The 13,169-nt window shown below is 64.3% G+C and carries 13 protein-coding genes and 2 tRNA genes; 9 read left to right on the forward strand and 6 right to left on the reverse strand.

Translation table 11 applies throughout. The annotated features are described in order from the left end of the window. Nucleotides 1–103 precede the first annotated feature (103 nt). The 5 genes from F1735_RS01975 (at nucleotide 104) to F1735_RS01995 (ending at nucleotide 3,531) form a co-directional block, all read left to right on the forward strand. A complete protein-coding gene (locus F1735_RS01975) occupies nucleotides 104–886 on the forward strand; it encodes a spermidine synthase (RefSeq protein ID WP_167235355.1) in 783 nt (260 codons plus the stop codon). Between the two features lie 26 nt (nucleotides 887–912). After that, nucleotides 913–2,724 (forward strand): GspE/PulE family protein, encoded by a 1,812-nt coding sequence (locus F1735_RS01980; RefSeq protein WP_167235356.1) that lies wholly within the window; start codon nucleotides 913–915, stop codon nucleotides 2,722–2,724. A gap of 76 nt (nucleotides 2,725–2,800) precedes the next feature. Continuing rightward, nucleotides 2,801–2,876, forward strand: a tRNA-Lys gene (locus F1735_RS01985). Nucleotides 2,877–2,951: 75 nt separating this feature from the next. Next, nucleotides 2,952–3,027 (forward strand) — tRNA-Lys (locus F1735_RS01990). A gap of 231 nt (nucleotides 3,028–3,258) precedes the next feature. Beyond that, nucleotides 3,259–3,531 carry a hypothetical protein gene (locus F1735_RS01995; RefSeq protein ID WP_187364127.1) on the forward strand — a complete coding sequence of 91 codons (273 nt, stop codon included), beginning with the start codon at nucleotides 3,259–3,261 and terminating at the stop codon, nucleotides 3,529–3,531. Here F1735_RS01995 and F1735_RS02000 read toward each other — a convergent pair. Next, a complete protein-coding gene (locus F1735_RS02000; protein ID WP_167235357.1) occupies nucleotides 3,506–4,369 on the reverse strand; it encodes an MBL fold metallo-hydrolase in 864 nt (287 codons plus the stop codon). The two genes, F1735_RS01995 and F1735_RS02000, sit on opposite strands and share 26 nt — an antisense overlap. Before the next feature lie 103 nt (nucleotides 4,370–4,472). Here F1735_RS02000 and F1735_RS02005 point away from each other — a divergent pair, with 103 nt between their 5' ends. After that, nucleotides 4,473–5,360 (forward strand): LysR family transcriptional regulator, encoded by an 888-nt coding sequence (locus F1735_RS02005; RefSeq protein ID WP_167235358.1) that lies wholly within the window; start codon nucleotides 4,473–4,475, stop codon nucleotides 5,358–5,360. A 118-nt stretch (nucleotides 5,361–5,478) separates the two neighbouring features. Here F1735_RS02005 and F1735_RS02010 read toward each other — a convergent pair whose 3' ends face one another. Further along, nucleotides 5,479–5,793 (reverse strand): hypothetical protein, encoded by a 315-nt coding sequence (locus F1735_RS02010; protein WP_167235359.1) that lies wholly within the window; start codon nucleotides 5,791–5,793, stop codon nucleotides 5,479–5,481. Nucleotides 5,794–5,996: 203 nt separating this feature from the next. On the opposite strand from F1735_RS02010, the gene F1735_RS02015 reads away from it, so the two are divergent. After that, nucleotides 5,997–8,309, forward strand: coding sequence for a DUF1631 family protein (locus F1735_RS02015; RefSeq protein WP_167235360.1), 2,313 nt, complete (start codon nucleotides 5,997–5,999; stop codon nucleotides 8,307–8,309). Nucleotides 8,310–8,315: 6 nt separating this feature from the next. On the opposite strand, the gene ypfJ is transcribed toward F1735_RS02015, so the two are convergent. Continuing rightward, nucleotides 8,316–9,206: a KPN_02809 family neutral zinc metallopeptidase gene (ypfJ, locus tag F1735_RS02020; RefSeq protein WP_167221063.1), complete on the reverse strand. Its 891-nt coding sequence runs from the start codon at nucleotides 9,204–9,206 to the stop codon at nucleotides 8,316–8,318. 122 nt (nucleotides 9,207–9,328) lie between these two features. On the opposite strand from ypfJ, the gene F1735_RS02025 reads away from it, so the two are divergent. Together F1735_RS02025 and F1735_RS02030 are read left to right on the forward strand one after the other, a co-directional pair. After that, on the forward strand, nucleotides 9,329–9,760 hold the full coding sequence (locus F1735_RS02025) for a hypothetical protein (RefSeq protein ID WP_167235361.1): 432 nt from the start codon (nucleotides 9,329–9,331) through the stop codon (nucleotides 9,758–9,760). Between the two features lie 40 nt (nucleotides 9,761–9,800). After that, nucleotides 9,801–10,550 carry a YdcF family protein gene (locus tag F1735_RS02030; protein WP_167235362.1) on the forward strand — a complete coding sequence of 250 codons (750 nt, stop codon included), beginning with the start codon at nucleotides 9,801–9,803 and terminating at the stop codon, nucleotides 10,548–10,550. 87 nt (nucleotides 10,551–10,637) lie between these two features. On the opposite strand, the gene F1735_RS37355 is transcribed toward F1735_RS02030, so the two are convergent. The 3 genes from F1735_RS37355 to F1735_RS36255 all read right to left on the reverse strand — a co-directional run bounded on the left by F1735_RS37355 (nucleotide 10,638) and on the right by F1735_RS36255 (nucleotide 13,087). Continuing rightward, on the reverse strand, nucleotides 10,638–10,955 hold the full coding sequence (locus tag F1735_RS37355; protein WP_167235261.1) for a hypothetical protein: 318 nt from the start codon (nucleotides 10,953–10,955) through the stop codon (nucleotides 10,638–10,640). Nucleotides 10,956–11,079: 124 nt separating this feature from the next. After that, nucleotides 11,080–11,919, reverse strand: coding sequence for an HDOD domain-containing protein (locus F1735_RS02040; RefSeq protein WP_167235363.1), 840 nt, complete (start codon nucleotides 11,917–11,919; stop codon nucleotides 11,080–11,082). 160 nt (nucleotides 11,920–12,079) lie between these two features. Beyond that, entirely contained in the window at nucleotides 12,080–13,087 is a 1,008-nt protein-coding gene (locus tag F1735_RS36255; RefSeq protein WP_229505583.1) for a BON domain-containing protein, read from the reverse strand. Nucleotides 13,088–13,169 lie beyond the last annotated feature (82 nt).

Here is a 13,169-nt window from a genome sequence, read left to right on the forward strand (position 1 = left end):
TGCGCGGGGACGACGTTTTGACGATAGCATCTTGGCCCTCCCGCATTTAGCTTGCACTCCAGTAAGCCATCCACCGATAATGGGCGATCGAATCAGGCGTCCTATGCTCATCAAACGAAAATCCATCGAACAGGCCGAATCCTCGCGCCGTCCAGCCCGTAAGCCCAAGTTTGCGCCCGTCACCCTCTCCGAACAGGACGGCGTGCGTTATCTGCATTTCGGCACCGAATGGGTGCAGGGCGCCATGCGCATCCGCAAACCCGACTGGCCCGAACTCGAATATGCCCAGCAAATGATGGCCTGGATGCTGTTCATCGCGGCCCCGCGCGCCATCGCCCAGCTCGGCCTGGGCACGGCCACCCTGACCAAATACTGCTACAAGACCTTTCCCGAGGCAACGGTGACGGCGGTCGAACTGAACCCGTCCGTCATCGCCATCTGCGCCTCGATGTTCAAGATGCCGCCCGAAGACGAGCGCCTGCGCGTGCTCGACATGGATGCGCTCGACTTCGTCAACGATCCCGCCAACGCCGAGGCCTTCGACGTGCTGCAATGCGACCTGTACGACGCCACCGCGCGCGGCCCGGTGCTCGACACGCCCGAGTTCTACCAGGCGTGCAACGCCTGCCTGCGCGAGGGCGGCATCATGACCGTCAACCTGTTCGGCGACCATCCCAGCTTCGCACGCAATATCAAGGCGATGAAATTTGCCTTCGCTCATGTGATCTGCCTGCCGGAAGTCCATGACGGCAACGTGGTCGCCCTGTGCTTCAAGCAACGTCCGGCAATCGACCCCGAGGCGCTCGCCGCGCGCGCCGCGCAGATCGTCACGGCCACCAAGCTGCCGGCCAAATCGTGGGTCAAGGGCCTGCTGGCGCCCAAGTAAGTGCCAAAGCCATCGGAGAAAACGGATTGAACGCAGAACATCAAGTAGCCAGCGCGCCGCCCAAGCGGACCACCCCCAAGTCGCTCGACCTGCAGGCGATCTTTTCGTGGCTGCTGGCCGACGGCATCGTGGAAAAGGTCAACGTCAAGGCCAATTACGCGCAGGCCCAGGGCATTCTCAAAACGGCGGTGGGCTCCATGCATCCGCTCTCGGCCGTGGCTCAGTGCAAGCTGGTCTCGGCTATCGCCCCGCAGCGCCTGCTCACGCTCGACGTGCTCACCGAATGGGCGGCGGGCAAGGTCAGGCTGCCGTTTATCCGCATCGACCCGCTCAAGATCGACTTCACCAAAGTGGCCGACGTGATGACCGCGAGCTATGCCGCGCGCTTTAACATCCTGCCGATCGAACTGAACGGCACCACCCTGGTGGTGGCCACCGCCGAACCATTTTCGGTCGAGTGGGAAGGCGAGATCACCAAGGTATCGCGGCGCAAGATCGAGCTGGTGATCGCCAACCCGCTGGAAATTTCGCAATATATTTCGCAGTTCTTCAGCCTGGCCAAGTCGATCAAGGACGCCAACAAGTCCAAGGGCCAGGACCTGGCGCTGCGCAACAACTTCGAACAACTGGTCGAACTGGGCAAGTCGAACAAGCTCGACGCCAACGACCAGCACGTGGTCAACATCGTCGACTGGCTGTGGCAGTACGCCTTCGAGCAGCGCGCTTCCGATATTCACCTCGAACCGAAGCGCGAGATTGCCTCGGTGCGCTTCCGCATCGATGGCGTGCTGCACCAGGTCTACCAGGTGCCGGCGGTGGTGATGATTGCCATGACGGCGCGCATCAAGCTGCTCGGGCGCATGGATGTGATCGAAAAGCGCCGCCCGCAGGACGGCCGCATCAAGACCCTCACCAGCGGCGGCCAGGAAGTCGAGCTGCGCCTGTCGACCATGCCGACCGCCTTCGGCGAAAAGCTGGTGATGCGGATTTTCGATCCGGAAGTGGTGGTCAAGACCCTGCCCGAGCTCGGCTTTCCGGCGGACGACGCGGCGCGCTGGGACGGGCTGACCACGCGCCCGCACGGCATCATCCTGGTGACCGGCCCGACCGGCTCGGGCAAGACCACCACCCTGTACACCACGCTCAAGGCGCTGGCCACCACCGAAGTCAATGTGTGTACGGTGGAAGACCCGATCGAGATGGTCGAACCCTCGTTCAACCAGATGCAGGTGCAGCCCGGCGTCGACCTCGGCTTTTCCGAGGGGGTGCGGGCGCTGATGCGGCAAGATCCCGACATCATCATGGTGGGCGAGATCCGCGACCTGGCCACGGCCGAAATGGCGATCCAGGCGGCCTTGACGGGCCACCTGGTGCTGTCGACCCTGCACACCAACGATGCGCCCTCGGCCGTGATGCGGCTGCTGGAACTGGGCGTGCCGCATTACCTGCTGGAAGCGACGCTGATCGGCATCATGGCGCAGCGCCTGGTGCGCACCCTGTGCCCGCTGTGCAAGGCGCCTGGCGGCGAGCTCAACGACGATGTGTGGGAGAGCATCGGCGGCTCCTGGAACATTCCCAAGCCAGAGGTGGTGTACCGGCCGATCGGCTGCCCGGAATGCCGCCAGACGGGTTTCCGCGGCCGTACCGGCCTGTACGAGTTGCTGACGGTGACGGAAGGCTTTACCAACATGATCGGCAAGCAGACCGACCTGGCGGCCTTGCGCAAGCAAAGCGTGGACGACGGCATGAAACCGCTGCGCATTGCCGGCGCATACAAGATCATCGAGGGGATGACCACGGCCGAGGAAGTACTCAAAGTCACCGCCAAGCTGACCTGAAGCGGGGCGCGACAACAGCTGTTGCAAAACTTCCTAGCGGAAATCGAAATCGCCAGCTATAATATTGCCTCTTTCGGGGTCGTTAGCTCAGCTGGTAGAGCAGCGGACTTTTAATCCGTTGGTCGCAGGTTCGAATCCCGCACGGCCTACCACGAATTCGCAGTAAGCATTGAAAGCAGTTGCGAGCGATCGCCATTGCTTTTTTTGACCGTTGTACGTTTTACCTTGGGTCGTTAGCTCAGCTGGTAGAGCAGCGGACTTTTAATCCGTTGGTCGCAGGTTCGAATCCCGCACGGCCTACCAAGAATTAGTCATATCAAATGAAGCAGTTACGAGCAATCGTAACTGCTTTTTTTGTTTAGAGGCCTGATCCGTTTGTGGCAGGCTGCATGCACCCCAACCTCCAGCGCGATCCGCGCATTGCAAACTTCGCAACGGCCGTCTTCCCAAAAGTGCATGTTGGTAGCACCCAGTGGATGCCTCGACGCACACAATTACGCGTGGACTTGCTGCGGCCATGTTGGCAGTACCGAATTGATTGGCCCTTACCTCGGGCAACTGTATATCGACGTGCCTTTCGACGAAGCCGATCCGGCCTATCGGCGCCTGCGGGATTTCCTGGAAAAGCCGGACGGCAGCATGGTCTTCGACGACGCCCTGTTTTGCTACTCTCCATTAGACCAAGCAATAAAGAAGGCCCACCACGATGCGCCAGGATTCGGGGAGAACCAGGCGGCCAATTTCTGCATGATTCTCATGTTTCACGCGACGGACGAGGTGTTTACCATGTCATCTCGCCCTTGCTGACCTTGGCGCCGATATCGAGCGCCAGGCCCGGTGGCGCGTCGGGATAGGCGCTCTTCATGCGCGCGATCAGCTCGGCGCTGTTGGCCGTGGCCGCCAGCGTTGTCTCGTAAGTCTTGAGGTAGCCTTGGGTGTAGGCGATGCTGCTCTGGTCGAGTTGCGTGCCCGCCTTCATGTGCCCCGGAATGACCACGGCCGGTTTCAGCGCGGCCATGTCGTCGAGCTGGGCGCTCCACGCGCTGCGTTGCGCCGCCGTTGGCGCATCCGCCATCCACAGGTGCAGCTTGCCGAACACGCCGATGGTGCCGGTAAGAGTCTTGATCGATGGAATCCATACGTACGGACGATGGGCCAGCGCGCCCTGCGTGCCGCGCACTTCGACCGCCTGGCCATCGACCATGAGCGTCATGTTGTGCAGCGCGGTCGGCAGGCTGGTCGCGGCCGGGGCGTTGAGGCCCATCTTGGGGGTCCAGAAGGCCACCTTGGCCGCCATCTTTTCCTTGATTTTCTCGATCACTTGCGGCGTGGCGACCACTTGCGCCTTGGGGAAAATCTGCTTGAGCGTGTCCACGCCGAAGTAGTAATCCGGATCGGCCTGGCTGACCAGGATGGTGGTGAGCTGCTTGCCGCTGTCGAGCACGTTGGCGGCGATGCGCAGCGCGTCGGCGCGGGTGAAGCCGGCGTCGATCACCATGGCTTCGGTTTCGCCATAAATCAAGGTCGAATTGACGTTGAAACTGGCGCCATCGGCGTTGTAGACCTTGGTTTGCAGGGCGGGCGCGGCCAGCGCATTGGTAAAGACCAGGGTCAGGGCGGCGCCAATGGCGGTGGTGCGGAACATGGTGACTCCAATAAAGTTGTTGTACGGAAGCGGCCAGTGTAATGATGTCGTTAGCGCCGATAAACGGGTTAAACTGCGCATGACTGTTTCATGGATCGGACAAATGGATCGAATCACAGCAATGCGTGTCTTCATCGAGGTGGCCACCAGCGGCAGCTTCAGCGCCAGCGCGGACAAGCTCGACATGTCGCGGGCCATGGTCACGCGCTATGTGTCGGAAATGGAAAAGTGGCTGGGCACGCGCTTGCTGCAACGGACCACGCGGCGCGTCACGCTCACCGATGCCGGCGAGAACTGCTTGCGGCGCAGCCAGCAGATGCTGTCCTTAAGCGAACAGATGGAAGATGACACCGCCAGCGGCGGCGAGCTGCGCGGACAGTTGCGCGTTACCTGCAGCATGTCGTTCGGACACGCGCAGCTGGCGCAGGCGCTCACGCGCTTTTTGGCGCGCCATCCGCGCCTGCATATCGATCTCAACCTGAACGAAGGCGCGCTCAACCTGGTGGAAGCACGGATCGACCTGGCCATTCGCATCAGCAGCGAACCGTCGCCCCTGCTGATCGCGCGCCCGCTGGCGCAATGCGATTCCTTGCTGGTGGCCGCACCGGCCTACCTGGACAGGCACGGCGCGCCGGCCGCGCCACGGGAACTGGAAAGCCACCGCTGCCTCAGCCATGCCAATGTGGGGCGCAACATCTGGTCGTTTGCGCGCGATGGGGAGTCGGCCGAGGTCGATGTACACAGCTATTTCAGCGCCAACGACGCCACCGCCTTGCTGGCCTCCGCGCTGGCTGGCGGCGGCATCGCCATGCTGCCGACCTACCTGGTCAATCCGATGGTCGCCAGCGGCGCCTTGTGCCAGGTGTTGCCCGAGTGGCGCATGCCGGCCCTGACGATTTATGCGATCTATCCATCGCGCCGGCAATTGCCGCCGTCGGTGCGCGCGCTACTGGATTTTTTGGTGGACCACTTCGCCGTCCTGCCGTGGTAGGGCAGGCACGCGTGCGTGTGGAGAAACCCGCACGGCGCTGCCAGCGGCCCGGACACGGTATCAGGCCACAGATCAGCGAGCGCGACAGCGGCGTCGCTCATCAGGAAACAAGGCTGGTCTATCCTTCGGGATCGGTGGGAATCCCGAATTCATCGTGATTCCCGCGCCGCAAGGCCGGTTTGGTCAGCACGCGCAAGGACACGCTGATGTGGACTGAGTTGTCTGCCAGATACTCCGCAGCGCCTCCGGTCCCCAGCATGGCTTGCAAAATGATGCCGACCTCGACTTTTTGCGCGGTGAGTGTATCGCCGCGCCCGATCACGCGCAAGGGGCGCAGCGGGGCCGCCAGGGCCGTGGCGACGGCAATCGGATCGTTACTGGCCGGAACAGTTCTGTTCAGGACCGCATCATCGAGTTCAGCGAAAATTTTCATTCTGGGGATACTAAGGTTGATCTTACATGTGGTCGGTTCGCCAACACGCATAGACAGAGGTCGCGAACAAGCATTGTATCTTATACATCTTCATTAAATAAATGCAACTGAACAGTGCATACAAGCCAACTTTGTTGCTCTAATGCGCTATGATGGCTGACAGACATCCCGATCAGCTCATCCATTTGAGCACAAAAAACGCCATGCAAATACCAAAAAGAGTGTTCCAGCTTGCGAAACAACCCGCACTGTCGGGTTTTCGTGTCCTCGCCGCCAAAACCATCGCCGAGGCCGGCGCCACCCTGGACAAGGCCTTGCAGGGTAAAGGCGGGGCCGACGTGCGCCTGATGACCAATGCCCGCTATATCTTGCGCCAGAACGCCGCCCTGTTGCAGGAGCGCATGGAGCATCACTTCGCCAGCTACCTCGAACGCGCCATGGACACCATGTACATGGACACCCGTGCCAGCATCGACGATATCAGCGCCGACAACCTGACCCTGATCGAGGACGATGTAGTCACACGGCAAATCGAAATCGACCGCCTGGTGATGCGCCTGCGCGACGCCGACCAGCCCAGCCTCGGGCGCTTGAACCTGATGATTGCGCAGTTGCATGGCGACGGCGACGTGCGCGAGCGCGAAAACCCCTTCCGCCCCTACCTGCTGGCGCGCTCGCTGCACGAAGCGCTGCGCCAGTGCGTCATGGACGAGACGCAGTCGAAAGTGCTGTTCGACACCCTCTCGCTGGCGATGGTACATTGCCTGCAAGGATACTACGTTGCAATAGAAGAAGTATTCGAATCGCGTGGAATTTCCACCAAGCTCACCGCGCGTCCGACCGCGCTCACGCGCGCCCAGCGTGACCGGCTTGCCTGGCAAAAGGCGGCTGAGCAGCTGATCGCGCACGGTCCCGCCAGCGGGCGCGCTGTTGCGCCCGCTGCACACCCATCCAACCCGCTCAAGCCGCCAGCCCAGCCGAAGCAAGCCCGCATGATTCCAGAATTGCAACGCCTGATGCTGCAGCGGCAGGCGCCGGCCGCCCACGGCGCCCTGGCCCAGCAGCCGCTGCCCGACTTGCAGGAAATGGTCTGGAATGTGTTCAACCAGCCGACAGCGGCGCGCCCGCCGCGTCACGCCCACGCGCCAGCCATGGCCGGCAATGCCAGCGGCGGGGACAGCGCCCTGGAAGCGCAACTGAAACAATTGCAGCAAGCGCGTCCGGCCCAGGCCGGCGGAAGGGTCAGCCGTGAAGCGCCGGCCCCGCTCGACCTGCGCGCCAGGCTTGCCGATGCCGCCAGCAGCGAGCCGGAGCGGGTGACGATCGACCTGGTCAGTCTGCTGTTCGAATCCATCGTGCATGACGAGCAATTGCCCGAAGGCGTGCGCGGGCAGCTTGGCCGCCTGCACGTTCCCTTCCTGCGCGCCGCCATGCAGGAACCGTCGATGCTGCACGACGCCCAGCATCCCGCGCGCCGCCTGCTCGACCGGATCGGCACGGTCGCTACCGGCATCACGCCCGAGATGGCTTGCTATCCCGCGCTGGAAAGCCAGATCGATACCGTCCTCGACGAGGTGCTGGACGGATTCGACACCGACATGACAGCGTTTGCCGACGGCCAGCGCCAGCTCGACCAGTTCGTGTCGGCACTGCTGCCGCGCAGCGACCTGGGCCTGGCGCGCTGCATCGACACCCTCGGCACGCTCGAAGCGGCCAGTGCGCGCCACAGCGATGCCGCGACCGCCCTGGCGCCCTTGCTCGATCCGCTCGATCTCGACCCGCGCATCGGCAATTTCATTACCGATATCTGGAGCCGGGTGCTGGCGCATCCCGCCAGCGAGGCGGGCGCCAGCCAGGCGATGCTGGCCGAGCTGGTCTGGAGCTCCCAGGAAAAAACCACCCTGGAAGATCGCGCCGTGATGGTCAGCATGTTGCCCGGCATGGTTAAACGGGTGCGTGATGGATTGGCCGCGGTCGGCATGGGCCAGGAAGCGGCCAAGGCCGCGCTCGACCAGCTGGTCATGGTACACATGGATGTGCTGGGCCAACGCCAGCCGCCATCGGCCCGTCCCGCCACCCTGGCCCAGTTGCGCGCCCATTTCGCCGCCTTCGACGGCGTGCCGGAAGCGGGCCGGGACGCGGTCAGCATCGGCCACGCCCAGCTCGAAGCGGCGCTGGCGCAGCGCGGCATCCGCGCCGACCTGTACACCGATCCGGGCAAGAGCGCGGCGCCCGCCGCCGCCGAACAGGAATGGCTGGGCATGGCGCTGCCGGGCGCCGGCTTCGAAATCGCCCTCGACGGGCGCTACGTGCCGGCACGCCTGAACGCGGTAAGCCCGCGCGGCAGCCTGTACCTGTTTTCGGTCAAGGGCCAGGCCGCGCCCGCCACCTTCACCCGCGACGCCCTGCTGGCGGCGATGCAGGATGAAACCTTGCGCACAATGGAACACGCGCCCGTCTTCGAGCGCGCGGTCGAGTCGCTGATGGCTGGCGCCGAAGCGCTCAGCAACGCCTGAGCGGCCTTACAGCTGGCGCGCGGCGAAGGTATCGCATTGCGCGACCTGGCCGTTGTCGAGGCCGCGCTTGAACCAGCGCGCGCGCTGTTCCGAGGTGCCGTGGGTAAATGAATCCGGCACCACATGGCCTTGCGACTGGCGCTGCAAGGCATCGTCGCCGATCGCCGTTGCCGCTTTCAGCGCGGCATCGACATCGCCCTGTTCCAGGATCGCGCGCGACTGGTTGGCGTGAAACGCCCATACCCCGGCAAAACAGTCGGCCTGCAATTCCAGGCGCACCGACATCGCGTTCGCCTGTTTTTCGGTGCCGCGCTGACGCGCCTCGTCGACCTTGTCGGTCAGGCCCATGGCATGTTGCACATGATGGCCGATTTCATGGGCAATCACATACGCCTGGGCAAACTCGCCCTCGACCTTGAAGCGCTGTTCCATCAGCTGGAAAAAGCTCATGTCCAGATATACCTTGCGGTCGGCCGGGCAATAGAAAGGCCCGGTCGCGCTACTGCCGGCCCCGCAGGCGGTCTGGGTGCGGCCGGAATACAGTTGCAGCGCGGGCTTCTGGTAGGTGCCGCCCTGCTCGCGGAACAACTTCGTCCACACATCCTCGGTATCGGCCAGCACCACGCGCACGAACTTCGAACCGCGGTCGCTGGCCGGCTCGCCCGGCGCCTGGCTTTGCTGTTGCTGCACCGGGGCCTGGCCGCCACCGCCGCCGCTCATGATGTTCAGGATGGTCATCGGGTTGACCCCGAAAATCCAGCCGCCGACCAGGGCGATGACGATCGACCCGATGCCGATCGAGCGTCCGCCGAAGCCAAAACCGCCCCCGCCGCCACCGCCGCCCGAACCGCGCACATCTTCCACGTTGTCGCTTTCGCGATTACCTTCCCATTTCATGTTCTGCTCCACAATGCATTTTGTTAATCTTATAATGACTTTACGCTGAAAGCCAATTTCCTGGCGCACACAGTGAGTTTACCGTTCGCGTTGCGCGACAACCTGCCCCTCGCCTGCCACCCATGACCGAGCCGTCCGCCCACTTCCTCCTTGCCGCCGCCGCCCTCAGCGCCGCTGCGGCCCTGCTCCACATTGCCTGCATCGCCGGCGGCCCGGACTGGTACCGCGCCCTCGGCGCGGGCGAGCCGATGGCCCGCATGGCCGCCTCAGGTTCCTGGTATCCCGCCATCGTCACCGCCGCCATCAGCGCCGTGCTGCTGGTCTGGGCCGCGTACGCGCTGGCCGGCGCCGGCGTGCTGCCGCGCTTGCCTTGGATGCGCGTCATCCTGTGCGCCATCACCGCCGTGTATGTGGTGCGCGGCCTGGCCTTTGTGCCGATAATGATCCTGATGCCGGGTCGCAGCCTGGTGTTCTGGGGCTGGAGCTCGGCCATTTGCACGGGCATCGGCATCGTACACGTGCTCGGCCTGCGCCAGGCCTGGGCCTCGCTGTGAGCAAGCGAAGCCATGAGGCGGGCGGGCGCGCGCGGCGGCAATGACCGATATCGTCGTGCGCGTGCTGCTCATGCCACCGATGAGCCTGATCGTGCTGATCCTGGCCGGCTACGCCCTGCGGCGACGCTGGCCACGCTGCGGGCGCGCCGTCCGCCGGCTGGGACTGGCCGCCCTGCTGGTGCTGTCGACCAATGCCGGCTCGCTGCTGCTGGTGTGGCCGCTCGAACAAGGCACGGCACCGCTGGCCGACGCCCTTCACAGCGGCGCCCAGGCCATCGTGGTGCTGGCGGCCGGCAACGTACATGCCGCGCCCGAGTACGGCGGCGCCGATATTCCCGACGACATCGCCCTGCTGCGCCTGCGCTATGCGGCGCACCTGCAGCACGCGACCAATCTGCCGCTGCTGGTCAGCGGCGGCAATGGCGAGCCGGACAAGGGTATTCCACCCAAGGCCGTCAGCATGGCGCGCGCCCTGCGCGACGATTTCCGCACGCCGGTCGCCTGGACCGAAGAAAACTCGGCCGACACCACCCAGAACGCCCTCTACAGCGCCGCCATTCTCAAGGCGGCCGGGGTGCGGCGCGTGCTGCTCGTGACGCACGCCATGCACATGCCGCGCGCCGAGCGCGCCTTCCGCGCCGCCGGCCTGGACGTCGTGCCGGCGCCGACCATGTTCTATTCGCGCGGCACGCTCTCGGCGCTGATGTTCGTGCCCGGCTGGAGCGGCATGTTCCGCTCGTACTACGCCGCCCACGAATGGATCGGCCTGGCATGGCAGCGCCTGCACTGAGCGGCCCGGCCCAGGCACGGCCGCACTGAGCGGCCGCACTGAGCGGCCGAATGCGCGCGCCCCTTCGATCGCCGTGGCGCGGCTGTCTTAGCCGGCCGGACTGTCGCGCACCCGGTCCGGGCCGCAGGGCGGCGCCGCTTTCCACGCGCCAGGTTTCGCCGTTGACGTTGGCCCGGGATGGCCTTGACGACGGTGCGCGGCGCGCGCCAGCCCGCGCGCGCGATAATCGGCACTGGCCGGGCCAATGGCGCCATCGACCGTCAGCAGGGTCACCGGGGCCAGCGCGGCGGCGGACGGCGTCCACAGCAGGAGAAAGAGCAAGGCTGCGCACGCGATCAGCGGGCGCAGCAGGGCCAGCGGCCCGGGACCGGCAACAAGCCACCACGCGTGCGCAATGCGCCTCATCGCTCCCCCCCGGCACGGGACCCGTGTCCCGCCTTGCCTGGGGTTAGAAGCTGCGCACGCGCTGTGGTTCCGGCGATTGAAGAAGAAAAGAAGAGAAGAAGATAAGAAGAGAAGAAGGAGTGGCTTACACCAGCAGCGCGGCGCTCATCGACTTGACTTCGTCGGCCGACTCGTCAAGGATTGCTTGCAGGGTATCGTTGTCGATAACGAAGTCGAGCACCGAATCGGCGTGCTCGGGCAAGGGCTCTTCCGCGACACCGAGCGGCGAGCGGACCGGGGCGAACTGATTGGCCAGCAACAAGGTGTCGAGCAAAGTGCTCGGCGGCATGGTCAGCCAGCCATCGCGCAGGGCCAGGATGGCCTGGGTGACGCTCTCGGGAATCGCCAGCTTTTTCAGCACTTCGCGGCTGACGACTTCTTCGCACAACTCGGCCCATTTTTCGGGATCGTCGTCGAGCAGGCCCGGAAATTCATCGGCGCGCGAGAGCAGGTAAAACCCGCCCACCTCATGCACGATGGCGGCGAACATGGCCGTATCGGGATTGACGAAGGTCACGCGGCGCGCCAGCACCTGGGCCAGCGCCGCCACATGGGCGGTGTGTTCCCACAGCTGCTGGGCCTTGGCGCGCAACCCCGGGTCGACGATGCGGCTGCCGAACTGGCGCACCACCAGGCTGGCCACCAGGGTCTGCAAGCTGCGGTAGCCCACCCGCATGACAGCCGCGCGCACATTCGTGATCGGGGTGTCGCCATTGCGGTTGAAAGCGGCCGAGTTGGCCAGCGCGACGGTGCGCGCGGCCAGTTGCGGCTCACCCAGTACCAGCTTGATGGCGTCTTCAATATGACAATCGGGATTGTCGAGTGCAAGTTGCAGGCGCAAGGCGGCGTTCACGCTGGTCGGGAGGGTAATCTCCCCGCGTGCGGCTTGCGCGGCAATATATCCAAAGGCTTCTAGTCTGTTCACAGGAAAATTATACAGTGGGGCGGGGGCGCCGCGATGGATTGCAGCAACAAAGCCCCGGACAGTGCAGCAATGCAACAGAATCGCATTCTCGCACCGCACGGGGCCACTGTTTTCTGCCGGCCGGCCCGCTGTGCGCGGTCCGGCCCCGGTAGCGCCCGGCTTACTTGACCTTGATCGCGCTCTTGACCGACGTTACGCCATCGACGCTCTTGGCCAGGCGCACGGCTTTCTCGGCATCGGCCTTGGAATCGACGAAGCCGCTCAGCATGACCACGCCTTTTTCGGTTTCAACGTGGATGGCCATCGATTTCAGTTCCGGTTCCTTGAAGATGTCGGCTTTGACTTTGGTGGTGATCACGGAGTCGGCCACGACAGCACCGGTTTTTTCGGCGGCGCGGTCCATCCTGGGCGCCATGGCGTCGGCGGTGCGCTCGGTTTTGTCGGCCATGTTGTCGATCGCGCGTTCGGTCTTGGCAGCCATGGTGGCGCCGGCGGCACGGGTTTTTTCGGCGGCGTTGCCGACCGCGTTGGCGGTGCGCTGGCCGGCCGTCTCGGCAGCCATCTCGGTGCGGTTGGCAACCGCGCCGGCGGTGGTGGCCGTGCGCTTGTTGTTATCGACCAGGCAGCCGGTGTTCGGGCTGCCCGCTACCTCGGCGCATTTGTCCACGGCGGCCGCTTTGGTGGCGTCGCTGGTGCTGGTGCGGGTAACCGGGCTCATGGTGTCGGTGGCGCCGCTGCTGGCGACCTGGATGTTGCGGTCCGCCTTGACGTCGGCCAGCGCCGCCGTGTGGACCGCGCGCGCATTGCTCATGCAGCTGTCTTTTTCGGCGCCGCTGGTGGCGGCGCACTTGGCCTTGGCCAGCGAGTAATCGGCATTGGCCAGTTCGGTGCGGGCCTTGGTGCGGCCTTTGAGGGTGTCGTTGTAATCGGTCAGGGCCGCCAGGTCGGCGCGCGCGCGCGTGACCTTGGCTTCTTCCATGCACAGCTTGCGGACGTTGCCGCTCATGTCCTTGCACTGGGCGGAGGCGAGCTTGTAGTCGGCGTCGGCCTTTTGCGTCATCGTGCGGTAAGTCGCGGTATCGGTCTTGGTGCTCGTCTCGGCGGCATAGGCGCTGGCGAAAGCGGCGCTGAGGGCGGTGGCAAGCAATGTGGCGACGATAGGTTTCATGGTGGTCCCTTTGAATGTATGGTTGTTGGTAGACGGATTTAACATCCTAACCACACGCAACATCTGTGCGACAACGTACATA

The sequence above is a fragment of the Massilia genomosp. 1 genome, from assembly GCF_011682185.1.
Taxonomy (GTDB): Bacteria; Pseudomonadota; Gammaproteobacteria; order Burkholderiales; family Burkholderiaceae_D; genus Telluria_A; species Telluria_A rubra.